We start from the raw sequence: 21,921 nt of genomic DNA, 5'->3' as shown, positions 1-21,921 counted from the left end.
CAGCGCGGGGAGCGCAGGAGTCCCGCGAAGTAGTCCTACGTGATGTCCCGCAGCCACCGTTGAGAGATCGAGGTGAGGCTGATGTGCCCGAGCCGGTTCTCGTAACTGATACCGAAGTGCCTCGTTTCAAGGAATCCGGCCTCTTTGGCCTCCTCAGGTGTGAAGTAGACCAGGCGCAACTCGTGGAGGATCTCTTTCGCGATCCCGCTGGCGGTCTTGGTCAAGCAAGCAAGGTCCAGGTCGACGATCGAGGTTGCATCCTGCTCGCGGCAGGCGTTCACCACCATGCGGAGCGCGGTGACATCCCAGCGGGCCGGACGCGGCCGCTGTGTATGAGTGAACAACCCCCACTGGATTTCCGCTCGCGTCAGCGGCCTCAGCCCGCGCAAGTTCAGCTGAGCGGGCACGGAGACCGCGATCTCCCTGGCGCACCACGCACGGAACTGGACGTGGTCGATGTAGCTGACAGCGACTCGCCCCTCGCGCCACGATCCGCCCGGAATGGATGCGCCGCCGGGAGAACCCGCCCTCCGGTAGGCGTGAGCGTGTCGCTGGCACAGCCCCAGCGGCGACTCCGCCAGCAGAGGACAGACCAGTACCGTGCAGGTCCCGAACCCCGGAGTGGGGCTTTGCTCGGCGGCCCACCCATCGAAGTCGGGTGTGGCTTCTTGGCCGACTCGCGTCCGACTCCATTTCTGCAGGTGATATCTACAGAGACGGTACTGGCTCGCCCGCGCGGGTCGCTCGGGGCAGATCAGACAGGCCAGATTCCCGTCATGCTCGGTTGTCTGGCTCAATGGTTCAGCAGTTTTGAGGAAGGCTGACCTGCTGACCCCTTCCTTCTCGGCCGCGAGCCACTCCTGGCGATGGGCGTGACAGAAGTCGCCGAGGCCGCTGCCGCGCTGGCAATCGGTGACCCGGCAAAACCACCGATAGGTCTGATGCCCGGGTGGGATCTGGACGATGTCGTCGCGGAAAAGAGGATCGAAGGAGGGCGCGCTGGTCAACGCGGTGAGGATCTCCAAGCGATCCCTGCCGATTCGGGTGTGGTTCTGATGTGCGGTCAGCAAGGGCAGCAGAAACGCATCCCGGCGCTTCACCGGCCCTCACCCCAGACCATGCGCAGAGCGGCGTCGAAGACCGGATCGTGGATGTCGACGTGACCGTAGACCTCGTCGACCATCGCCGCCGAGGCCCAGCCGCCCGCGTCCCGGGCGATCAGGGTGTTGCCGTCCGCGGCATCGAGAACCGCCGAGGTGAAGGTGTGCCGGAAGGCATGGGGTTTCACCAGCCCCAGACCAGCGCGTTTCCCTGCCCGGCCGAGCATCCGGCGGGCGCCGACCGGGGCCCACGGCCGGCCCGTATCGGCGCCGTGCAACTGGACCAGGAGCATGCCGTGCCGAGCGCCGCGCGGGTACTCGGTCGTCATGTACTCGAAGTAGGAGTGCACCATCGCCGGGCTGACCCGCTTGATCAGCCCGCCGGTGACCGTCCCACGCTCGACCTGCCACGGGTGCTTGGTCTTGGCCTCGGCCCGGTTCGGGTTGCCGGGCCGGTGGCAGACGTGCAGGTGCGGCGTGCGGCACTCGCCGCAGGCAGCGTTCTCCCGCAGGTGCAGGTCGACCAGGTGCAACCCGCACAGCTCGCCGATCCGCAGGCCCCCGTCTGCGAGCCAGTCGACGACCAGCCGGTCACGGGCGGCGTTCACCGTCTCCAGCAGCTTCTCCCTCGCCCCGTCCGGCAGCATCTTCGGGTGCCGGCGGTGCGGCCCCTTCGGCGCCAGCGGGTTCGTGGGCAGTGGCGACTTCACATGACCGAGGAACGAGCGGCGGCGGTCCACCCGCGACGGCAGCCGGGACCTGTCGAGTTTCTTGCCGAGTTCGCCGTTTACGCCGAGCGCGGCTTGGTGCAGGTAGAAGCCCTTCAAGCAGGCCGCTGCGGTCGACAGCGCCGAGCGGCTGTAGAGGCGCTTGCCGACCCGCCACGGCTCCCCGAGCGGCATGCGGACCTCGGCGCCGACGATCCCCATATACCGTTCCAGGTCGCGCAGTTGGACCGTGTCGAAGGCCAGACACTCACGCTCCAGCCACCGCAGGTGATCCACCAGGTAGTACGCGTAGGTCTTCTGCGTGCCCGAGCCCTCGTGCTCACGCAGGAACCGGTCCGCCTCCGTGTGCAGCGTGCCCTCGGGCCAGACGATCGTCCATGACCTCCGCCCGTCCTTCCTCTCGATTCGCTGGACCCTCAAGTCCCCGACCACGACGTGCCGTACCACTTGTCCTCCATACCGACTCCGGAACATGACAGACGTCCCGGTCCCGGTCGGTAAACGAGCCCATGACGCCCAAGTCACAGGCCCAGAGGGACATCACGGGCGGCACTACCTGCGGTCGGTAAAGTCCACGTCGAGGAACAGCAGCGGTCGGCTCACCATCTCACCCTGCCCTACCCGTGATCGGCTGTGCAGGTGGCAGCGTAGCCGCAGCGGCGAGCGCGGCACCGGATTGCCCGAAGCGATGACGGCGGCGACACCGGCCGTCACCGCACAGCGCCCCCTGGCTACGCTTCCACGGTGACGCTCTACTTCGATCCGGTGCCGTAGATTCGCGATGATCGCGAGTCGTTCCAGGGTCAGTGGACATCGTCGGTCCGCCGACAACGGCGTGATCCCGCCCCTGGCCGTCGTCGGCCCCCGCCCCGCAGCGACCGGCCATCCACTCCGACGCGCTACGGCCTCTCGACTGCGGGAGACAAGTGATGCCAAGCGTGTCCACAGGTGCCCTTGCAGCGCCGCTGCCTGCGGTGGGCCCACGGGTCCATGGTGTCAGTCGGGCTGCCGTGTCGCCGGTTCCGTGCCGTCGGATCGTCGCCGGTCACGCCGCCCGGCGGCGGTGTCGACGAGTCGGCGGAGCCACGCGTGGGCGGGGTCGTCGGCGACGCTGGCGTGCCAGATCGCGCTGACGGTGTATGTGGGCATGGGGAGGGGCGGGGCGGTGGCCGTGAGGTCCAGGAGGTCCGCGTAGACGAGGGCCGCGTGGGTGGGGACGGTGGCCAGGGCGGGCAGGGTGGCGAGTTGGAGGGCGGCTCCGGCGAAGTGGGTGGTGGAGGCGATCACCCGACGGTCGAGTCCGCGGGTTTCCAGGACGTCGTCGACGATGCCGCGCCGCCCGTCGTAGGAGATCAGCAGGTGGGGGTGGGTCAGATAGTCGTCGAGGGAGAGCGGGGCCCGCAGCGGCAGGAGGCGGGGGTTGAACAGGCAAGTGTAGTCGGAGGTGAACAGGGCTCGGCTGCGATGGTCGGCGCGGTGCGCGGGGGCGGCCGCCACGCCGAGGTCGATCTCGGCGCGGTCGATCATGTCGGCGACGGTGTTGCGGCTTGCCTGGCGTACGGCCAGTCGGATGCCCGGCAGCCCGGACGTGGCTTCCAGGAGGCGGGGAAGGAGGGCCGCCTCCAGGTCGTCGGACATGCCCAGGGTGAAGGTGCGCCGGGCGGTGGCCGGGTCGAAGTCGTCCCGGTCGGTCACGGCTCCGTGGATCAGCCCGAGCGCCGGCTCGACCCGGCGGGCCAGTGCGACGGCGCGCGGCGTGGGCTCGACACCACTGCGGGTACGGGTGAACAGCTCGTCGTCGAAGAGCGTGCGCAGGCGCCCCAGGGCCGCGCTCGTGGCGCCCTGGCTCAGATGGAGGGCGGCGGCGGCCCGGGTGACGCTGCGCTCGCGCATGAGGGCGGCGAAGACGACCAGCAGGTTGAGGTCGGCCTTCCGGAATTCGGTTTCGTAGATGTCGATCATCGCGAGAATCAGTTTGCCGGATGAAGGGTGTCGTTTCTAGCGTCGGAGCATGACGTCTACCTCCGCCGCGCCCCGCCGCACCATGACCGTCGCCGTCGTCCAGGCGGCCGCCCCCCTCTTCGACACCCCGGCCGCGGTGGCCCGGGCCGAGGAGCTCATCCGCGAGGCCGCCGCCCGCGGCGCCGAGGTCATGGTGCTGCCCGAGGCGTTCATCGGCGGCTATCCCAAGGGACTGGACTTCGGCATCACCGTCGGCAGCCGCACACCGGCCGGCCGCGACCTCTTCCGGCGCTACCACGCCGCCGCCATCGAGGTCCCCGGCCCGGAGGTCGAGGCCCTCGCCGCCGTCACCCGGGACCTCGGCTGCCACGTCGTCGTCGGCGCGGTCGAGCGTCAGGGCGGCACCCTCTACTGCGTCGCCCTCTTCTTCGGCCCCGACGGCTACCTCGGCCTGCACCGCAAGCTCATGCCCACGGCCGCCGAGCGCTACCTCTGGGGCCAGGGCGACGGCTCCACCCTCCCCGTCGTCGACACCGGTACGGCCCGCCTCGGCTCGGCGATCTGCTGGGAGAACTACATGCCACTCCTGCGTACCGCCATGTACGCCAAGGGCGTCGACCTCTGGTGCGCACCCACCGTCGACGACCGCGACGCCTGGCAGGCCACCATGCGTCACATCGCCCTGGAGGGCCGCTGCTTCGTCCTCAGCGCCGGCCAGTACCTGCGCCGCGACGCCCTCCCCGCCGACCTCCACCCCGTACAGGGCGACGCCCCCGACACCGTCCTCATCGGCGGCGGCTCCGTCATCGTCTCCCCCCTGGGCGACGTCCTCGCCGGCCCGCTGCGCGACGGCGAGGGCATCCTGACCGCCGAACTCGACCTCGACGACCTGGCCCGCGCCCGCTTCGACCTCGACGCCACGGGTCACTACGCCCGCCCCGACGTCTTCACGCTGCATGTCGACGAGTCGCCCCGCACCACGGTGAACTCGTCCTGACCGGTGGCGGTTCGGGCGCGCGGTGTGATCCGTCGGATCGATTCCGTGGCGGGCACGCCAAGGGATCACCGGTACGACCAACTGAGTAATCTCTGGCAGGGCGGGCCCCACCAGCACGGCCCGCCCGAGCAGTTGTGTATCCACCAACCCTGGAGAACTCACCATGCGCGTCAAAGCCTTCGACCACCTGGTACTCAACGTGACCGACGTCGACAAGGCGCTGGACTTCTACACCGGCCTCCTCGGCCTCGCGCCCGAACGCGTCGAGGAGTGGCGGGCCGGCAAGGTGTCGTTCCCCTCCGTCCGTATCGACGCGACCACCGTCATCGACCTGTTCTCCCGCCCGCGCGGCGAGTCCAACGTCGACCACATCTGCCTCGTCGTCGACCCCCTCGACTGGCAGGAGGTCGTCGACTCCGGCACCTTCGACGTCATGGAGGGCCCGGTCCCGCGCTGGGGCGCCCGCGGTTCCGCGCAGTCGGTCTACGTCAAGGACCCCGACGGCAACACCGTCGAGCTGCGCTGGTACCCGGAGGACGTCGAGAACTGACCGGGCCGGGGCAGGGGTTGGGCGTACCCGATCGGGAGCGATCGGGTACGCCCGTCGATCGTGCCGCGAGCCCGGCGTGATCGCGCACCGCCCGACCGGCGATCGACGACACTTGACAACAGGTCATGTTCCTGACACCTGTGGCACTGCACGACTCCCACGAGAGGCACCACACACTGCGAAGGGGGCACTCAGCGCATGACCAAGCCTGAGAGCGCGGAATCCGAGTACGACGTCGTCATCAGCGGAGCCAGCATCGCCGGCAGCGCCGCGGCGATCCTGCTGGCCCGACGCGGTGCCCGCGTCGCACTCCTGGAACGCCGCTCGGACCCCTCCGCGTACAAGGTGCTGTGCACCCACTCCATCACGGCCAACGCCTACCCCGTGCTGGACGAACTGGGCCTCGTCCCCGCCCTGGAGAAGGCGGGAGCCGTCCGCAACGACGCCCGCTGGTACACCCGCTGGGGATGGATCGAGCCGCGGCCCGCGCCGACAGGGCCCGGGCTGCCGTACGCGTACAACATCCGGCGCAGCGTCCTGGACCCGCTCATCAGGTCCCACGCCGCCGAGACCCCCGGCGTCGACCTGCTCCTCGGCCACCAGGTGACCGGCCTGATCGACGAAGCCGGACGAACCGTGGGAGTCCGCGCCTCGACACCCCAGGGCGAACGCGAGATCCGCGCCCGCCTGGTCGTCGGCGCCGACGGCAAGGACTCGGCCGTCGCGAAACTCGCCGGCATCCCCACGCGCCAGTACGAGAACGCCCGGTTCGGCTACCTCGCGCACTTCCGCGACCTCCCGCTGCACGGCGGGATAGGCCAGACCTGGTTCCTCGAACCCGACATGGCCTACGCCTTCCCCAACGACGACGGCGTCACCGTCCTCGCCGTCCTCCCCGACAAGAAGCACCTCCCCGCCTTCCGTGAAGACCTGGAAGGCAGCTTCCTCTCCTTCGTCCGCTCCCTCCCCGAAGCACCCCCCATCGACTCCGCCGAACGCGTCTCGAAGATCATCGGCGCCGTCAACTACCCCCTCCTCAGCCGCGACCCCACCGCACCCGGCATCGCCCTCATCGGCGACGCCGCCCTCACCGGCGACCCCCTCTGGGGCGTCGGCTGCGGCTGGGCCCTCCAGTCCGCCCAATGGCTCGCCACCGCCGTCGCCCCGGCCACCACCGGCCACGCCGACCTCGACACCTCCCTCGCCGCCTACGCCCGCACCCACCGCCGCCGCCTGGCCCCCCACCAGTACCTCGCCGCCGACTACGCCAAGGGCCGCCGCTTCAACCCCATGGAACGCCTCATGTTCTCCGCGGCCACCCGCGACGGCGCCACCGCCCGTCACATGCACCTCTTCGCCTCCCGCCTCATCAGCCCCCTCCAGTTCCTGAACCCCCTGGCCCTGGCCAGGGCCGCCTCCGTCAACCTCCGGCACCGCAGGGCAAACGCGTCGCCGGCACGCTGACCGCCCGCGCGGCTGCCGGGCCTACCCGGGGGAATCGACAGGTCGTGCCGGTAGGCGACCGGCTCGTCTTCCGGGTCGTCCTTCTCGGTCTGCCGTTCCCGCGCCCGCTCCCAGGCGTCGATCTGGGCGCCCGGCCGGGCCCCGGTGGTGCGGCGGCGGTCCGGCGGGGCCGTCATCCGCGCGGGCTCGCCGGGATGCCGCCGGTGCCGTGATTGGGCAGGCTGGTGCCTTGGACTGGGCTCGTTGTCGGTACGGCGGGGAGAGGAACCCATGGGCAGAACAGGCAGGGCGGGTCCTGACGGGGGCCGGGCCGCGCGGCTGCTGGCGCGGCTGGCCGTGCTTGCGGCCGTCGGTTCGCTGGTGGCCCTGGTGAGCGCGCTGGGGGAGGGCGGGCTCGAGATCGTCGTGGCGGGGCTCCTCGGGCTGGTCCTCGGAGCCGCGGGAGTGTGGTGGCTCGTGGCGCACCGCGGTCTCATGCGGCTGCTCGGGGCGCTCGTGGCGGTCTTGGCGCCGATCGCCGTCCTGGTGTACTTCACGCACGAAGGTCTGTGGCTGACGGCGCTGGTGCTGTGTCTGTGCTGGGGCGTGGCGATGGCCTGCGCGCGGGCGGCGCTGCGGAAGGCGCACAAGGAGCGGCCGCAGAAGGTGAGGGCCGCGGTGCCGCCGGAGCGCCCGGTGCTGATCATGAACCCGAAGTCCGGAGGAGGGAAGGTCGGCCGCTTCGGGCTGGTGGAGCGGGCGGAGGAGCTCGGTGCGCGGGTGATCCTGCTCGACCCGTCCGCGCCGGCCGATGTCGCCGCGCTGGCCCGGGAGGCCGTGTCCGAGGGTGCGGACCTGCTCGGGGTCGCGGGCGGCGACGGCACCCAGGCCCTGGTCGCGGCGGTCGCGGCCGAGAACGACCTGCCGTTCCTCGTGGTGTCGGCCGGCACGCGCAACCACTTCGCCATGGACCTCGGTCTCGACCGCGACGACCCCTCACGCTGCCTCGACGCGCTGACCGACGGTGAGGAGCTCAGGGTGGACCTGGGCTTCGTCGCGGACCGGGCGTTCGTCAACACCGTGTCCTTCGGGGTGTACGCCGACGTCGTGGCACATCCCGAGTACCGCGACGCCAAGGCCGGTACGGCGCTGACCCTCATGCCGGACCTGCTGCTCGGCGAGGGGGCTCGACGTGTCGACGCACAGGCCGACGCCACGTCGCTCGAGTCCCAGCAGGCACTGCTGATCAGCAACAACCCGTACGTCTCACCCGACGAGATCGCCGCCGGCGGCCGTCGGCCCCGGCTCGACGACGGGCTGCTCGGCGTGCTCGGGATCCGGGTGGAGGACGCCGCGCAGGCCGCCGACCTGGCCGTACGGGGTTCGCAGTCCACCGGGCTGACCGTACTCACCGCCCGACGGGTCGAGGTGACCGCCGACGAGGACGAGATCCCCGTGGCCGTCGACGGCGAGGCACTGCGGATGCCGACGCCGGTCGTGTGCACGACGCGCCCGGGTGCGCTGCGGGTGCTGGTACCGCGCGACCGTCCGGGCGTCGCCGTGATCAAGCAGCCGGTGAGGTGGCGAAGGATCTTCGACCTCGCGTTCGGCCGCTCCGAGCGAACGGCCTCCTCGTCCTCCCCTTCCTGAGGGCCGTGGCGCCGGATCCCTCTCGTCCCCTCCTCCTGACGTCCGCACCGAACATCCCCTCGTCCCGACGGCTGTGACGTTCCGCCCCTGCCGCGCCCGGCGGCCAGCCGCTACCGTGGGTCCATGGCCCGGGAAATCCGTATCGAGATCAGCGACGAGGCGTACGAGGCTCTGGAACGCGTCGCGGCGGAGAAGCAGGTGCCCGCCGAGGACTACGCGGGCCGTGTGCTGGACGCGGATCTGACGCGGACCAGGTTCGTCGAAGGCGCACGCTCCTTCGTCGTCGAGCACGGCAAGGCGTTCGCGGAGCGATTCAGTCGTCCCGTGCCGCCCGGCGCCGACGCGGCCTGATCCGGCCCGCGCGTGTTCCTCCACATCGATCTCTCCTGGCTGCTCGACATAGCTCAGCAGGAGATCCCGGGCGACCCGGGGATCTCCGACTGGGGATCGCTCGAAGCCGCCCGCGCCCGGCATGCCTTCCGGGTGATGGACATCCCCGTGTACGAGCATCCGCACCACCGTGCGGCCGCCCTCCTGGAACAGCTCGTCCGCGTGCCGGCGCTGGAGCACTCCAACGAGCTGTACGGCGTGGTCGTGGCCGCCGCCTACCTCCACGCGTGCGGATACCCCGTCCGTGTCACGGCGGAGGGGGCGATCGACCTCGTCGAGCGCGTGGCCGAAGGCCGGGTCGACGTCCGGCAGGTCGCGGCGGCCCTGGAGGAATGGACGCGCTGAGCCGGCCCCGCTCCTTATCGGGCCCCTTCCGCGCGGAAGGTACGCCGGTAGGCGGCGGGCGTCGTACGCAGGGCCTCGTGGAAGCGCCGACGCAGGTTGACGGCCGACGAGAGACCGACCCTCCGGGCGATGGTCTCCACCGGCAGGTCGGTCTCCTCCAGCAGCGCCCGGGTCGCGGCGAGTCTGCGGTCCAGCAGCCACCGTCCGGGACTGATGCCGAGCTGCTCGGTGAAGCGACGGGTCAGCGTGCGGGCCGAGACCTGTGAGCAGACCGCCATGTCGGCCACGCTGACAGGCTGGTCCAGGCGCTCGCCCAGCCATTCGAGGAGCGGCGCCAGCGAGTCGGCGACCGGCCCGGAGGTGGGCAGTTCGGCGTACTGCAACTGGCAGCCCTCGCGGTGCGGCGGCATCACCATCTGCCGGGCGATGCGCATCGCGTACGCGGCGCCGTGGTCGGTACGCACCAGATGCAGGCACAGGTCCACACCGGCCGCGGATCCGGCACTGGTCGCCACGTCGCCATGGTCCACGTACAGCACCCCGGCATCGACCTGGACCCGCGGGAACCGGGTGGCCAGCTCGGCGGCCTGCGCCCAGTGGGTCGCGGCCCGCCGACCGTCGAGGAGCCCGGCAGCCGCGAGGACGAACGCCCCCGAAGAGATCCCGACGATCCGCGCACCGCGCTCATGCGCACCGCGGACCGCCTCGACCACCGCCGTCGGCATCGCGCCGCGGCCCGGCTGCTGACGGCCGGGAACCACCACGGTGTCCGCGCGCTCCAGCGCCTCCAGGCCCGTCTCGACGAGCATGTCGTACCCCGCCTGGGTCCGTACCGGTCCGGGTCGCTCCGCGCAGACCTCGAACGCGTAGCGGGCGGGGATCGCCGGGCCGTGGTCCCCGAACACCTCCGCCGCGCAGGCCAGCGGGAACGTCGACTGCTGCGGCTGCAACAGGGCCACCACCCGGTGCGGCGCCGCGGACTTCGGCAGCGAACGAAGCGTCATGGCGGGAAAGTACCCCATCATGTCGCTCCGGACACTGGGGCCGCCCGATTGGTGCAGACCAGTATGGCGTGCTGTGACCAACGCGCACAGCCAGACCCAGCCCCCACCACCCACCGGCCCACAGCCTGACCAGCCCCTCGACCAGCCACGCGCGGACGGGCTCGCCGACCGACCACTTGCGGACGGGCTCACCGATCGACCACGCGCGGCCGATCCCACCGACCCACCTTCGGCGAACGGGCCCACCGACCCACCGACGACGGAAGGCGCGCCCGCACGGCCCCCCTTGTGGGACCGACGCTTCACGCTCTACTTCACCGCCCGCACGGTCTCGCTCGTCGGCGACGCGATGATGCCGGTGGCCGCCGTGCTCGCGGTCGGCGCGCTCTACGGGATCACCGGGGCCGGCCTCGTCCTCGGCGTGTGGACCGGCACGTTCGTGCTCCTGGTCCTGTTCGGCGGGGTGCTCGCCGACCGGTTCGGCGCGCGCCGCATGATGGTTCTCGCGGACCTCGTCCGTGTCCTCACCCAAGGGGTACTGGCTGCCGCCTTCTTCACCGGTCCACCGCCGTTCTGGCTGCTGGTGGCCATGGCGGCCGTGGCAGGCGCGGCCGTGGCGATGTTCCTCCCGGGCGTGAACGGGATGATCCCGCTCGTCGCCCGCGAGCCCCAGCGAGCCAACGCCACACTCAAGGTGGCCGACGCCCTCGCCCACCTGACCGGCCCGGCCCTCGCCGGCCTCCTGATCACGCTGACCAGCGCCGGCACCGTCTACGCCATCGACGCCGGAACCTTCCTGCTCAGCGCCCTCTGTCTCGCGCTGATCCGCCTCGCCCCCTCCGGCGCGCCCACGGAGACCCCGGCCGAAGCCGACTCCTCGACGTCCGGTGGCCGTTCGCTCGGCCGCGACCTTCGCCAGGGCTGGCACGAGTTCCGGGCCCGCACCTGGATGTGGGCGGTCATCCTCATCTGGGTGGTCTACGGCGTACTCCTCTTCGGCCCGCTCGTACCGCTCAGCTCGGCGCTGATCGGCGCCCGACTCGGCCCGAACGCCTATGGCCTGGCCGTCTCCTTCCTCGGCGTCGGCACGGTCCTCGGCGGCCTGCTCGCCCTGAGGCTGCGCCCGGCCCGTCCGCTGGCCGCCGGCGCCCTCGCCATGGCCCTGTACACCGCCCTTCCGCTCTGCGTCGCCCTCGGCGCCGGACTGCCCTGGCTGCTCGCGGGCCACGCCCTCGGCGGCGGCGCCCTCGCGTTCTGGTCGGTCATGTGGGCCACGAGCGTCCAGACCCACACCCCACCCGTCGTCCTCAACCGCGTCAGCGCGTACGAGCTGGCCGGGTCCGTCTCCGGCATCGCCCTCGGCCAGATCCTGGCCGGCCCCGCCACCGCCCTCGCCTCCCCCGACCGCCTGCTCCTGATCTCGGCCGCCGCCTGCCTCGCGGGCTGCGCCGCACTCCTCACGACCCCGGCCATCCGCACGCTGCGCCGCGCCGCCCCCACCACCGAACCCCCGCCCGCCGCCTGAGCGCCCTCGCCGACGCCAGGACGCGAACGCCCCACCGGCCCGGCCGCCCCCCCGAAGGGGCTTTGGCGGCCGGGCCGGTGGGCGGCGGGCGTCTACTTCTGGAGCCAGATCCCCCCGGCGGCGACTCCCGCCGCCGTGGAGACCAGCGTGATCAGCCGGTACGGGACGTGGTGCATGACGAGGCGGACCCCTCGGCACCGGATCTCGAGGAACGGCGGGGGAGTCGTGGTCGTCTTGTGGGTCGTGGAAGGCATGCGTGCTCCGTTCTGGTCGACGGTCGGGTGACCGGCTGAGAACAGGGAATCGCCACGACCGGAAGTTGCGACACTCCGCAATTTGAGAGGCTGTTCGTCACTCAGGAGCGGGTGGAACGTCAGGAACAAGGAGGCGCCGTGCTGGAGAAGCCGCGCTCGGACGAAGTGCGCAGCCGTCCACGTGGGTTGGCGAAGCTGAGCGGACTCGAAGCGGATGAGGAGAAGGTCGCTCTCTACCTGCGGGAGCTGCATGCGCGGCTGGAGATGACCTCGAAGGAGCTCGCGCCCGCACTCACCGAGCTGAAGCCCGGCGAGCCCGTCAGCGAGTTCCAGCTCTCGCGCTGCCTCAGTGGGAAGACGCTGCCGAAGCTCTCCCTGATCTCCCGGATGCACGAACTGCTCGCCGGGAGAACGGGCCGACCCGTCGACGAAGGCGCCGTACGCGTCGGGCGCGAGCTGGTGTTCGCCGCGGCGCAGAGCAAGGGACCGCTGATGGCGCGGGAGTACCGGCTGGAGGCGGCCCTCGAGGATCTCGGCGAGCAGCGGGCGCGGACCGCGGAGGAACTCGCCGGGCTGCGCGGTGGTCTGAACGAGGAGCGCCGACGCCTGGCGAGCCTGGAGCAGGAGCTGCGTGACATGTCCGAGCACGCCTACCGCGAGCGGCGGGAGGTGGCCGAGGAGCAGGAGGAGATCCGTCAGCGCATCGCCGTGCTCGAAGACCTCGTCCGGCAGCACGAGGCCCTGCTGCGTCTGATGCGGCAGGAGGACGAGCACGTGACGACGATGATGGCCGCGGCGGGCAAGGAGATCGAGGGGTGGCGGAGCGGCGAGGCCGTGGCCGCCGGTTCCGAAGGCGTCCAGGGCGAGGCGGCGTCGCCCCAACGGAGTGCGGATGAGGTCTTCGTCCTGCGCGAGCAGGGAAGCAACGAGGCGGCGGACCGGCAGATCCGCGCGTTCGTCGACGTGGCTTCGCTGAGCGATCTCGTGGAACTGTACGCAATCTTCGAGAAGCATCGCCGCCTGTTGGAGACCCGGCGCCTGGCCACGGCGATCGTCAAGCAGCGTCCGGCACGTGACGTGCTGAGACTTGCCACCGGAATGGTGGGGAAGCTGCCCCAGTTCGAGGACGGTCGACTTCTCCAGGCAGCGGGCGACCAGGCGCCGGTGGCCGAAGTCCTCCTCCTGGCCGACCTTCTGCGGGAGACCACCCAGACGCACCGCCTCACCGATCTCACCTCCGGTCTCACCTCCGGTATCACCACGCGTCCCCACGGCGAGGTCGAGTACCTGCGCTCGGCCGGGCTGCCCTTCCGCACTCCGAACCCGACGATCCCGGCACCGGAACCGGAGAAGCGGCGCTTCTGGTCGCGCTGAGGCACCCCCGCTTCCGGTCGACGACACGCCCGGTGCGATCGACGTCGCACCGGGCGTGCCCGGCCGCCTAGCCTCCTCCTAGGCCGATGCGGCCGTCCGGCGCGTCACCCTCGGGCGAGGTCGAACCGGTCGAGGTTCATCACCTTGTCCCAGGCCGCCACGAAGTCGCGCACGAACTTGTCGCCCGCGTCCTGGGAGGCGTACACCTCGGAGAGGGCGCGGAGCTGGGAGTGCGAACCGAAGACGAGGTCGGCGGCCGTGGCGGTCCAGGTGACCTGGCCCGTGGCGCGGTTGCGGCCTTCGTAGACGTTCTCCGTCGAGGCCGACGGCTTCCATTCGGTGCCCATGTCGAGGAGGTTGACGAAGAAGTCGTTGGTCAACGTCTCCGGCCGGGTGGTGAGGATGCCGTGCGGGGAGTGGGCGGAGCCGGCCTTGAGGGCACGCATGCCGCCGAGCAGGACCGTCATCTCGGGGGCTGTGAGCGTGAGCAGGTTGGCGCGGTCCAGGAGGAGGGTCTCCGGCGAGAGCTTCTCTCCGGACCGGAGGTAGTTGCGGAAGGCGTCCGCCCGCGGTTCGAGGACGGCGAAGGACTCCACGTCCGTCTGCTCCTGGGAGGCATCCGTGCGCCCGGGGGAGAAGGGGACGGTGAGGGAGTGGCCGGCGCTCGCGGCGGCCTGCTCGACGGCCGCGCAGCCGCCCAGGACGATGAGGTCGGCGAGGGAGATCTTCGCGCCCGTGGAGGACGAGCCGTTGAAGCCCTGCTGGATCTGTTCGAGGGTCTGCACCGTCCGGGAGATCTCCGGCAGGTCGTTGGCCTCCCAGTCCTTCTGGGGTGCGAGCCGGATCCGCGCTCCGTTGGCTCCGCCGCGCTTGTCGGTGCCGCGGAAGCTCGCGGCCGACGCCCAGGCGGTGGTGACCAGCTGGGAGACGGACAGGCCCGAGCCGAGGATCGTGCTCTTGAGGGCGGCGATGTCGGCATCGCCGACGAGCGGGTGATCGACGTCGGGGACGGGGTCCTGCCACAGCTGCGGCTCGGGGATCCAGGGGCCGAGATAGCGGGAGAGGGGTCCCATGTCGCGGTGGAGGAGCTTGTACCAGGCCCGGGCGAACGTGTCGGCGAGCTTGTCCGGGTTCTCGTGGAAGCTCTTCGCGAGGGGGGCGTAGACAGGGTCGAGCTTCAGCGAGAGGTCGGTCGTCAGCATCATGGGGGCGTGCCGCTTCGACGGATCGTGGGCGTCGGGCACGGTGCCCTGCGCCGCGGGATCCGTGGGGGTCCACTGCTGCGCGCCGGCCGGGCTCGTCGTCAGCTCCCAGTCGTACCGGAACAGGTTGTCGAGGTAGCCGTTGTCCCACGTCGTCGGCGCGGTGGTCCACGCGCCCTCGAGCCCGCTGGTCACCGCGTCGACGCCGACGCCGCTGCCGGACGTGTTCCGCCAGCCGAGGCCCTGCTGCTCCACCGGACATGCCTCGGGTTCCGGGCCGACGTACGAGGGGTCGACGGCGCCGTGGCATTTGCCGAAGGTGTGGCCGCCGATGATGAGCGCGGTGGTCTCCTCGTCGTTCATGGCCATGCGCGCGAACGTCTCGCGGATGTCCCGGGCGGCCGCGATCGGATCCGGGTTGCCGTTGGGGCCCTCGGGATTGACGTAGATCAGGCCCATCTGCACGGCGCCGAAGGGGCCGGTGAGATCCCGGTCGCCGCTGTAGCGCTCATCGCCGAGCCAGGTGTCCTCGGGGCCCCAGAAGATCTCCTCGGGTTCCCAGATGTCCTGTCGGCCGAAGCCGAAACCGAACGTCTTGAAGCCCATCGATTCCATGGCGCAGTTTCCGGCGAAGACGAGTAGGTCGGCCCAGGAGATCTTCCGGCCGTACTTCTGCTTGACCGGCCAGAGCAGCCGGCGGGCCTTGTCGAGGCTCGCGTTGTCCGGCCAGCTGTTGAGAGGGGCGAAGCGCTGGGCGCCGGAGCCGCCACCGCCCCGGCCGTCCTCGATGCGGTACGTGCCCGCCGCGTGCCAGCTCATCCGGATGAAGAGCGGCCCGTAGTGGCCGTAGTCGGCGGGCCACCATTCCTGCGACGCGGTCATGACCTCGATGACGTCCCGCTTCAGCGCGTCGACGTCCAGCGTCGCGAACTCCTTCGCGTAGTCGAAGTCCTCGTCCATCGGATCGGCCTGGGGCGAATGCTGGTGGAGGACCTGAAGGTCCAGTTGATTCGGCCACCAGTCCTGATTCGTCTTGGGGCGGGTCTCCGTGGGGGTCGGGGAGGGGATTACCGGGTTTTCGCTTTCGCTGCCGGACACGTCCGTCCTTCTTCCTGTCTCGGTGCCACGCCTGGTGGCTTCCTGTCGCGGTGCCATGCCTGGTGACTGATCGCTCACGGCGTTCGTATGGTCGCGCACGGTAGTCCGCGCGGCCGAGAGAACACGCAGGGCACGCGGCCGCTTCGGTGGTGAGGCCGCCACCGGAGTGGGAGCCTGAATGGTGGGGCCTGTGCCGACGAGACTCGGGAGGGCCGAATGGGACGTGACGTCCCGGCGCTGGTGTTCACCCGTGACGACCGGCGCCAGTTCCGGAACAAGATGCACACCTGTCTCGACGTGTTCGCGCGGATGCTGCGGGAGTCGCGATTCGATTTCGAGCGGCCGCAGGTCGGTCTGGAGATCGAACTGAACCTCGTGGACGCCCAGGGCGAGCCCACCATGCGCAGTACGGACGTCCTGGACGCGATCGCCGATCCGTCCTGGTCGACCGAGCTGGGCCGGTTCAATCTGGAGATCAACGTCGCCCCGCGGAGGCTCGCCGAGGGGGGACCGGACGCCTGGGAGCAGGAGATCCGCGACGCGCTCAACCACGCCGAGGAGAAGGCCGCGGCGATCGGCGCCCATCTCGTCATGATCGGAATCCTGCCGACGCTGGAGATCGAGGACGCCGGCCCGCACTCGCTGTCCGAGAACCCGCGCTACCACCTCCTCAACGAGCAGATCTTCTCCGCCCGCGGCGAGGACCTGCTGATCTCGGTGGACGGCGTGGAGCGACTGCGTACGTACGCGGAGACGATCACCCCCGAGGCGGCCTGCACCAGCACCCAGTTCCACCTCCAGGTCTCACCGGACGAGTTCGCCGACTACTGGAACGCCGCGCAGGCCATCGCGGGAGTGCAGGTCGCCCTGGCCGCGAACTCGCCGTTCCTCTTCGCCAAGGAACTGTGGCGCGAGACCCGCATCCCGCTGTTCGAACAGGCCACCGACACCCGACCGGACGAGATCAAGGTGCAGGGAGTCCGCCCCCGGGTGTGGTTCGGCGAGCGCTGGATCACCTCCGTCTTCGACCTCTTCGAGGAGAACGCGCGCTACTTCCCCGCCCTGCTCCCGCTGTGCGACGACGAGGACCCCGAGCAGACCCTCGACCGCGGCGGCACCCCCGAGCTCGCCGAGCTCACCCTGCACAACGGCACGGTGTACCGCTGGAACCGGCCGGTGTACGCCGTCGTCGACGGCGTCCCCCACCTCCGGATCGAGAACCGCGTGCTCCCCGCCGGCCCCACCGTCGCGGACACCCTGTCCAACGGCGCCTTCTACTACGGGCTCCTCCGCGCCCTCGTCGACGAGGACCGTCCCGTCTGGTCCCGCATGTCCTTCTCCGCCGCCGAGGACAACCTGCACACCGCCGCCCGGCACGGCATCGACGCCCAGCTCTACTGGCCCGGCATGGGAGAGGTCCCCGCCACCGAGCTCGTCCTGCGGCGCCTGCTGCCCCTCGCCGACCGCGGCCTCCAACGCATCGGCCTCGACACCGCCCGGCGCGAACCCCTCCTGGGCGTCATCGAGCAGCGCTGCGTCAGCGGCCGCAACGGCGCCGTGTGGCAGTCGGAGATGTACCACCACCTCCACGACATCGCCCACCTGGACCGGCACGAGGCCCTCCGGCGCATGACCCAGCAGTACATCGGCTACATGCACATGAACGCACCCGCGCATACCTGGCCGGTCGACTGACCACCGGGGCGCGGCGCCTACGGCACGCCAGGGAGCCGCACCGACACGACGAGACCGCCCTCGGGGCGGGGAACGAGGTCGAGGGTCCCGTCGTGGGCGCGGACGATGCTCTGCACGATGGCGAGACCGAGGCCGACACCGGCGTGCTCGTCGGTGCGCACCCGCTCCGTTCCGCGCTGGAAGGGCTCGGTGAGCGTCGGCACCAGTTCCGGCGCCAGCGGTAGCCCCGTGTTCTCGACCCGCACCACGCTCGCGTCCCCCGCCACTTCGGTCCGGACCGTCACGGTGCCGCCAACGGGCAGGTTGTGGACGACGGCGTTCTGGACGAGGTTCGTCACCATCCGTAGCAGGAGTTCCGCGGAGCCGCCGGTCCGTGCCGCTCCGCCCGTGACGTCGAGCGTGATCCCGCGCTGCTCGGCGAGAGGGAGCAGCGTCTCTGCGGCCTCCTCGGCGACGAGGGAGAGGTCGACGCGCTCGCGGTCGAAGGTCCCTCGGTCGCTGCGACTGAGCAGCAGAAGGGACTCGGTGAGGCCGATCGCGCGCGCGTTGACCGCCTGCAGGCGCTCGACGAGTTCCTCCCGGTCCCCTGTGGGGTCCTTACGGGCGACGTCGAGCAGCGTCCGTGAGATGGCCAACGGGGTGCGCAGTTCATGGGAGGCGTTCGCGGCGAACCTCCGCTGCTCGGCCACATGCGACTCGACCTGTTCGAGCATGGTGTCGAACGCGTCGGACAGCTCCCGGAACTCGTCCTGGCGGCCCCCCATGCGGATCCGGTGCGACAACGCCCCGCTTCCGGCCGACCGCGCCGCCGCCGTGATCCGCGTGAGCGGCGCGAGCATCCGGCCGGCGAGGAACCATCCTCCGACAAGGCCGAACACCAGCAGGAACACCATCGCCGCGGCCGCGGCGGGGGCGAACGTGCGCACGAGCAGGTAGCGGTTGGGCGAGACCCCGAGAAGTCCCTGGGAGTTGTCGGGGACGTAGCGCAGCAGGAACCCCCACACCACGGCCATCAGGAGCGCACCGGCCACGGCGAGGAACCCGGCATAGCTGAGGGTGAGTCTCAGCCGGACGCTGAGCCCCGGACGCCTACGCATGCGTACCGCCGGGGCGGGAGTCGATGCGGTAGCCGACCCCCGGTACCGTGACGATGACCCAGGGTTCGCCGAGCCGCTTGCGCAACGCGGAGACGGTGATGCGTACGGCGTTGGTGAACGGATCGGCGTTCTCGTCCCACGCCCGCTCCAGCAGCTCCTCGGAACCGACGACCCCGCCCTCGGCGGCGACGAGCACCTCCAGCACGGCGAACTGTTTGCGCGTGAGCGCCACATAGCGTCCGTCACGGAAGACCTCCCGCCGGAAGGGGTCGACGCGCAGACCCGCGAGCTCACGGACCGGGGGCCGGGCGTACGCGCGCCTTCGGTCGAGCGCCCTCAGCCGCATGACGAGCTCCCGCAGCTCGAACGGCTTCGTGAGGTAGTCGTCGGCCCCCAGCCCGAAGCCGGACGCCTTGTCGTCGATCCGGTCGGCAGCCGTCAGCATCAGGATCGGGATCCCGCTCCCCGACGCCACGATGCGCCGCGCGACCTCGTCGCCGGAGGGCCCGGGGATGTCACGGTCGAGGATCGCGAGATCGTACGCATGGACACTCAGCAGCTCCAGAGCGGAGTCGCCGTCGCCGGCGATGTCGGCGGCGATCGCCTCCAGCCGGAGCCCGTCACGAACGGCCTCGGCCAGGTAGGGCTCGTCCTCGACGATCAGTACGCGCATCCCCGAAGCCTAAGCACCACGACGTATCGCCGACGTATCCACTGCCGACGCCTGCGCGGGGCGGCCCTGATCCGACGGCGCCCCCGCCGTCGTACGCCACCAGCGACGCGACATCAGAGCCGCCAGCCCGGCGCCGGCAGCGTTGACCAGTACGTCGTCCACGGAGGACACCCGGTCCAGCCGCAGCACGTACTGCGCGGTCTCCACCAGCACCGAGCAGACCGCCCCGAGCGCCAGCACACGCGGCACGGACGCCAGCGCCGCGCACCGCATCGGCGCGAAGAACCCCAGCGCCGCGAACACCAACAGGTTCCCGACGATCCCGAGCGGCCCCATCGTGACCAGGTCCCGCACCGGCACCAGACTCACCCGACCGGGAACGACGCCGGCCCCCGCACCCGGCATCATCGTCATCCACACGAACGGCACCGTCCCGTACACCATGCCCACCTCGGCCACCGACGCCCGCCACGGCGCCGCGACCCCCGCGCCCCGTCGCCGGCGCGCCAGTACGCACACCACCAGTCCGGCCAACGGCAGCGCGACCAATGTCAGGAACACCACGCCGTTGAACGTGTCCCAGCACCCGTGCCACCGCCCGGCCACACACCGCGGAGCCGACATCATGAGCGGCCTCCGCACGACGAACGCCGCGCCCAGCACACCGAGGACCGCCAGGCCGGTCCACACGACCGCGCGGGTACGACGAGGAGGTGCTGACAGGGATATGTGGTGACTCATGCCCCCAGGGAAGCCGGAGGGCCGTTGCGGTGCCGTATGCGATTCTCGATACACCCGCGATACACGAAGTGCCCGGTATCCCGGCCCGTGGTGGCCCGGTCGAGTGCCGCCGAGGTCCCACGCGTCGACGGTCGCCGTAGAGGTGAGTGCGGGGCCGACCGCTGGCTAGTGCGCCGCGAGCCTTTCCACCAGCCCGATTCCCTGCGCCAGCAGGGCCCGCTCTTCCCCCGTCAACTCGGCCTCGATCGCACGCGCGAGCCAGTCCGCCCTGCGTCCTCGCTCCTCCTCCAGCAGTGCCTGTCCGGCGGGGGAGAGTTCGACGAGGCTCTTGCGGCCGTCGGTCGGGTGGGCGCGGCGGGTGATCAGCCCCTGGTCCATGAGGAGTCCGACGGCTCGGGCCATGGACTGGGGGCGTACGCGCTGGTCGGCCGCGAGTTCGCTGGTCGTCATCGCACCGCTGCGGTCCAGTGCGCCGAGGACGGCCGCCTGGCCGAAGGGCATCTGGTCCTCCAGCTTCACGCGCCGCGTGAGCTTGCCCATCGCGGTGCGCAGTTCGGCGGCGATGGCGGCGGATTCCGGAAGGGGCATGCCGAATTTTAACGCAGCACGGCTACGCAGCAGAACTGTACAGCAAAACTGAACAGCGAAACTAAACAGCACAACTGCGCAGTGCTGCTGTAGAGTCTGCCGCGCCGGGTCCAGCGCCACCGTCGCCGCAGCCGAGAACCCGGCGTACATGCGACAAGGGGAAGGACTCCCATGACCGCCATCACCTCCGTCACAGGCCGCCGCGTCCTCGACAGCAGGGGCAACCCCACCGTCGAAGTGGACGTGGAACTGGCCGACGGATCCATCGGCCGGGCCGCGGTCCCCTCCGGCGCTTCGACCGGGGCCCGCGAGGCCGTCGAACTCCGCGACGGCGACCCGGCGCGGTGGCACGGCAAGGGCGTCGACCAGGCGGTGCGCCACGTCAACACGGAGCTCGCGGCCACCGTCGTCGGCCGCGAGGCCGAGGATCAGGCGGGCCTGGACGCCGCCCTCATCGCGACGGACGGCACCCCCACCAAGTCCAGGCTCGGCGCCAACGCGATCCTCGGGGTGTCCCTGGCCACCGCCAAGGCCGCGGCCGCCGCCCACCGCCTGCCGCTCTACCGCTACCTCGGCGGAGCCGACGCCCGGCTGCTGCCCGTGCCGATGATGAACATCGTCAACGGGGGCGCGCACGCCGACAATCCCCTGGACTTCCAGGAGTTCATGATCGCGCCGATCGGCGCGGAGACCTTCGCCGAGGCCGTGCGGATGGGATCCGAGATCTTCCACACCCTGCGGCGCGACCTCCTCGCCGCCGGTCACTCCACGGGCGTGGGCGACGAGGGCGGCTTCGCCCCCGCCCTGCGTACCGCCGAGGAGGCGCTCGACTTCGTGGTGGCCGCCGTCGAGCGCACCGGATACCGGCCCGGCGAGGACATCGGCCTGGTCATGGACCCGGCGTCGTCCGAGTTCTTCCGCGAGGGCGTCTACGACTACTCCGGCGAAGGGGTGCGGCGTACGCCCGCCGAACACGCGGACTACCTGGTCAAGTTGATCGACTCCTACCCCGTCGTCTCGATCGAGGACCCGATGGCAGAGGACGACCTGACGGGGTGGCGGGACCTGACCGCGCGGGTCGGTTCGCGCTGCCAGCTCACCGGCGACGACGTGTTCTGCACCAACGAAACCCTCCTGCGGGAAGGCATCGGCTCCGGCGTCGCCAACTCGGTGCTGGTGAAGGTCAACCAGATCGGCACCCTCACGGAGTCCCTGGCCACCGTCGACGCCGCCCACCGGGCGGGCTACACCGTCGTCATGTCGCACCGCTCGGGCGAGACGGAGGACACCACGATCGCGGACCTGGCCGTTGCCACGGGCTGCGGCCAGATCAAGACCGGCTCCCTGTCCCGCTCCGACCGCACCGCCAAGTACAACCAACTCATCCGCATAGAGGAGGAGTTGGGATCGACCGCCCAATACGCGGGCGCGACGGCCCTGCGCCGGTAGGGCCTGTCCGGCGGCTCACGTCCGGGCCGCCACGCCGCCCCCGCTCCCGTCCCGAA

20 protein-coding genes are annotated in these 21,921 nt (G+C 71.0%); 10 read left to right on the top strand and 10 right to left on the bottom strand.

Annotated elements, in window-relative coordinates:
• Window positions 1–35 precede the first annotated feature (35 nt).
• The 3 genes from ACFVZH_RS25935 to ACFVZH_RS25925 form a co-directional block, all read right to left on the bottom strand.
• Window positions 36–1,100 (bottom strand): hypothetical protein, encoded by a 1,065-nt coding sequence (locus ACFVZH_RS25935; protein WP_384900751.1) that lies wholly within the window; start codon window positions 1,098–1,100, stop codon window positions 36–38.
• Window positions 1,097–2,248: a tyrosine-type recombinase/integrase gene (locus ACFVZH_RS25930; RefSeq protein ID WP_384900749.1), complete on the bottom strand. Its 1,152-nt coding sequence runs from the start codon at window positions 2,246–2,248 to the stop codon at window positions 1,097–1,099. The genes ACFVZH_RS25935 and ACFVZH_RS25930 overlap by 4 nt, the downstream gene beginning before the upstream one ends.
• 576 nt (window positions 2,249–2,824) lie before the next feature.
• Window positions 2,825–3,790 carry a LysR family transcriptional regulator gene (locus tag ACFVZH_RS25925; RefSeq protein ID WP_384900747.1) on the bottom strand — a complete coding sequence of 322 codons (966 nt, stop codon included), beginning with the start codon at window positions 3,788–3,790 and terminating at the stop codon, window positions 2,825–2,827.
• Window positions 3,791–3,839: 49 nt separating this feature from the next.
• Here ACFVZH_RS25925 and ACFVZH_RS25920 point away from each other — a divergent pair, with 49 nt between their 5' ends.
• From ACFVZH_RS25920 to ACFVZH_RS25895, 6 genes are all read left to right on the top strand, one after another.
• The gene (locus tag ACFVZH_RS25920) at window positions 3,840–4,787 is read left to right on the top strand and encodes a nitrilase-related carbon-nitrogen hydrolase (RefSeq protein WP_384900745.1); all 948 of its coding nucleotides are present in this window, start codon (window positions 3,840–3,842) and stop codon (window positions 4,785–4,787) included.
• A 163-nt stretch (window positions 4,788–4,950) separates the two neighbouring features.
• Window positions 4,951–5,337, top strand: a complete 387-nt coding sequence (locus tag ACFVZH_RS25915) for a VOC family protein (protein ID WP_384900743.1) — start codon at window positions 4,951–4,953, stop codon at window positions 5,335–5,337.
• A gap of 198 nt (window positions 5,338–5,535) precedes the next feature.
• The gene (locus tag ACFVZH_RS25910; RefSeq protein WP_384900742.1) at window positions 5,536–6,801 is read left to right on the top strand and encodes an NAD(P)/FAD-dependent oxidoreductase; all 1,266 of its coding nucleotides are present in this window, start codon (window positions 5,536–5,538) and stop codon (window positions 6,799–6,801) included.
• Window positions 6,802–7,071: 270 nt separating this feature from the next.
• Window positions 7,072–8,430, top strand: coding sequence for a diacylglycerol/lipid kinase family protein (locus ACFVZH_RS25905; protein WP_384900740.1), 1,359 nt, complete (start codon window positions 7,072–7,074; stop codon window positions 8,428–8,430).
• A gap of 123 nt (window positions 8,431–8,553) precedes the next feature.
• Window positions 8,554–8,781 (top strand): hypothetical protein, encoded by a 228-nt coding sequence (locus tag ACFVZH_RS25900; protein WP_384900738.1) that lies wholly within the window; start codon window positions 8,554–8,556, stop codon window positions 8,779–8,781.
• Between the two features lie 12 nt (window positions 8,782–8,793).
• On the top strand, window positions 8,794–9,165 hold the full coding sequence (locus ACFVZH_RS25895; RefSeq protein WP_384900737.1) for a fic family toxin-antitoxin system, toxin component: 372 nt from the start codon (window positions 8,794–8,796) through the stop codon (window positions 9,163–9,165).
• Between the two features lie 14 nt (window positions 9,166–9,179).
• Here ACFVZH_RS25895 and ACFVZH_RS25890 read toward each other — a convergent pair whose 3' ends face one another.
• A complete protein-coding gene (locus ACFVZH_RS25890) occupies window positions 9,180–10,169 on the bottom strand; it encodes a GlxA family transcriptional regulator (RefSeq protein WP_384900735.1) in 990 nt (329 codons plus the stop codon).
• A gap of 286 nt (window positions 10,170–10,455) precedes the next feature.
• Between ACFVZH_RS25890 and ACFVZH_RS25885 the strand changes: the two genes are divergently transcribed.
• Window positions 10,456–11,694 carry an MFS transporter gene (locus ACFVZH_RS25885; protein ID WP_384900733.1) on the top strand — a complete coding sequence of 413 codons (1,239 nt, stop codon included), beginning with the start codon at window positions 10,456–10,458 and terminating at the stop codon, window positions 11,692–11,694.
• 92 nt (window positions 11,695–11,786) lie between these two features.
• On the opposite strand, the gene ACFVZH_RS25880 is transcribed toward ACFVZH_RS25885, so the two are convergent.
• Window positions 11,787–11,948: a hypothetical protein gene (locus ACFVZH_RS25880; protein WP_384900731.1), complete on the bottom strand. Its 162-nt coding sequence runs from the start codon at window positions 11,946–11,948 to the stop codon at window positions 11,787–11,789.
• Between the two features lie 138 nt (window positions 11,949–12,086).
• Here ACFVZH_RS25880 and ACFVZH_RS25875 point away from each other — a divergent pair, with 138 nt between their 5' ends.
• Window positions 12,087–13,322, top strand: a complete 1,236-nt coding sequence (locus ACFVZH_RS25875) for a hypothetical protein (protein WP_384900729.1) — start codon at window positions 12,087–12,089, stop codon at window positions 13,320–13,322.
• A 104-nt stretch (window positions 13,323–13,426) separates the two neighbouring features.
• Here the strand turns inward: ACFVZH_RS25875 and katG are convergent, their stop codons facing one another.
• Complete coding sequence (gene katG, locus ACFVZH_RS25870; RefSeq protein WP_384900728.1) at window positions 13,427–15,679, bottom strand: catalase/peroxidase HPI; 2,253 nt, start codon at window positions 15,677–15,679, stop codon at window positions 13,427–13,429.
• 159 nt (window positions 15,680–15,838) lie between these two features.
• On the opposite strand from katG, the gene ACFVZH_RS25865 reads away from it, so the two are divergent.
• Window positions 15,839–17,317, top strand: coding sequence for a glutamate--cysteine ligase (locus ACFVZH_RS25865; protein WP_384900726.1), 1,479 nt, complete (start codon window positions 15,839–15,841; stop codon window positions 17,315–17,317).
• Window positions 17,318–17,334: 17 nt separating this feature from the next.
• On the opposite strand, the gene ACFVZH_RS25860 is transcribed toward ACFVZH_RS25865, so the two are convergent.
• The 4 genes from ACFVZH_RS25860 to ACFVZH_RS25845 all read right to left on the bottom strand — a co-directional run bounded on the left by ACFVZH_RS25860 (window position 17,335) and on the right by ACFVZH_RS25845 (window position 20,416).
• Window positions 17,335–18,414 (bottom strand): sensor histidine kinase, encoded by a 1,080-nt coding sequence (locus tag ACFVZH_RS25860; RefSeq protein WP_384900724.1) that lies wholly within the window; start codon window positions 18,412–18,414, stop codon window positions 17,335–17,337.
• Window positions 18,407–19,087 carry a response regulator transcription factor gene (locus tag ACFVZH_RS25855; RefSeq protein WP_384900722.1) on the bottom strand — a complete coding sequence of 227 codons (681 nt, stop codon included), beginning with the start codon at window positions 19,085–19,087 and terminating at the stop codon, window positions 18,407–18,409. The genes ACFVZH_RS25860 and ACFVZH_RS25855 overlap by 8 nt, the downstream gene beginning before the upstream one ends.
• 9 nt (window positions 19,088–19,096) lie before the next feature.
• On the bottom strand, window positions 19,097–19,828 hold the full coding sequence (locus ACFVZH_RS25850; RefSeq protein WP_384900720.1) for a VanZ family protein: 732 nt from the start codon (window positions 19,826–19,828) through the stop codon (window positions 19,097–19,099).
• A 165-nt stretch (window positions 19,829–19,993) separates the two neighbouring features.
• Window positions 19,994–20,416 (bottom strand): MarR family winged helix-turn-helix transcriptional regulator, encoded by a 423-nt coding sequence (locus tag ACFVZH_RS25845; protein ID WP_384900717.1) that lies wholly within the window; start codon window positions 20,414–20,416, stop codon window positions 19,994–19,996.
• Window positions 20,417–20,587: 171 nt separating this feature from the next.
• Here ACFVZH_RS25845 and eno point away from each other — a divergent pair, with 171 nt between their 5' ends.
• Entirely contained in the window at window positions 20,588–21,865 is a 1,278-nt protein-coding gene (gene eno / locus ACFVZH_RS25840) for a phosphopyruvate hydratase (RefSeq protein WP_384900715.1), read from the top strand.
• The last annotated feature ends 56 nt before the right edge of the window (window positions 21,866–21,921 follow it).

It is taken from the genome of Streptomyces sp. NPDC059534, assembly GCF_042743475.1.
Classification (GTDB): domain Bacteria; phylum Actinomycetota; class Actinomycetes; order Streptomycetales; family Streptomycetaceae; genus Streptomyces.
Note: the sequence above shows the minus strand (reverse complement) of the source record. Positions and strands in the feature narration are given on the sequence as shown.

What these genes read in the sequence shown, in the direction of transcription:
- ACFVZH_RS25920 (WP_384900745.1), top strand. Translation starts at nt 3,840, where the DNA reads ATGACGTCTACCTCCGCCGCGCCCCGCCGCACCATGACCGTCGCCGTC.
- ACFVZH_RS25890 (WP_384900735.1), bottom strand. Translation starts at nt 10,169, where the DNA reads ATGACGCTTCGTTCGCTGCCGAAGTCCGCGGCGCCGCACCGGGTGGTG.
- ACFVZH_RS25910 (WP_384900742.1), top strand. Translation starts at nt 5,536, where the DNA reads ATGACCAAGCCTGAGAGCGCGGAATCCGAGTACGACGTCGTCATCAGC.
- ACFVZH_RS25855 (WP_384900722.1), bottom strand. Translation starts at nt 19,087, where the DNA reads ATGCGCGTACTGATCGTCGAGGACGAGCCCTACCTGGCCGAGGCCGTT.
- ACFVZH_RS25880 (WP_384900731.1), bottom strand. Translation starts at nt 11,948, where the DNA reads ATGCCTTCCACGACCCACAAGACGACCACGACTCCCCCGCCGTTCCTC.
- ACFVZH_RS25850 (WP_384900720.1), bottom strand. Translation starts at nt 19,828, where the DNA reads ATGAGTCACCACATATCCCTGTCAGCACCTCCTCGTCGTACCCGCGCG.
- ACFVZH_RS25865 (WP_384900726.1), top strand. Translation starts at nt 15,839, where the DNA reads ATGGGACGTGACGTCCCGGCGCTGGTGTTCACCCGTGACGACCGGCGC.
- ACFVZH_RS25845 (WP_384900717.1), bottom strand. Translation starts at nt 20,416, where the DNA reads ATGCCCCTTCCGGAATCCGCCGCCATCGCCGCCGAACTGCGCACCGCG.
- ACFVZH_RS25860 (WP_384900724.1), bottom strand. Translation starts at nt 18,414, where the DNA reads ATGCGTAGGCGTCCGGGGCTCAGCGTCCGGCTGAGACTCACCCTCAGC.
- eno (WP_384900715.1), top strand. Translation starts at nt 20,588, where the DNA reads ATGACCGCCATCACCTCCGTCACAGGCCGCCGCGTCCTCGACAGCAGG.
- katG (WP_384900728.1), bottom strand. Translation starts at nt 15,679, where the DNA reads ATGGCACCGCGACAGGAAGCCACCAGGCGTGGCACCGAGACAGGAAGA.
- ACFVZH_RS25900 (WP_384900738.1), top strand. Translation starts at nt 8,554, where the DNA reads ATGGCCCGGGAAATCCGTATCGAGATCAGCGACGAGGCGTACGAGGCT.
- ACFVZH_RS25925 (WP_384900747.1), bottom strand. Translation starts at nt 3,790, where the DNA reads ATGATCGACATCTACGAAACCGAATTCCGGAAGGCCGACCTCAACCTG.
- ACFVZH_RS25915 (WP_384900743.1), top strand. Translation starts at nt 4,951, where the DNA reads ATGCGCGTCAAAGCCTTCGACCACCTGGTACTCAACGTGACCGACGTC.
- ACFVZH_RS25905 (WP_384900740.1), top strand. Translation starts at nt 7,072, where the DNA reads ATGGGCAGAACAGGCAGGGCGGGTCCTGACGGGGGCCGGGCCGCGCGG.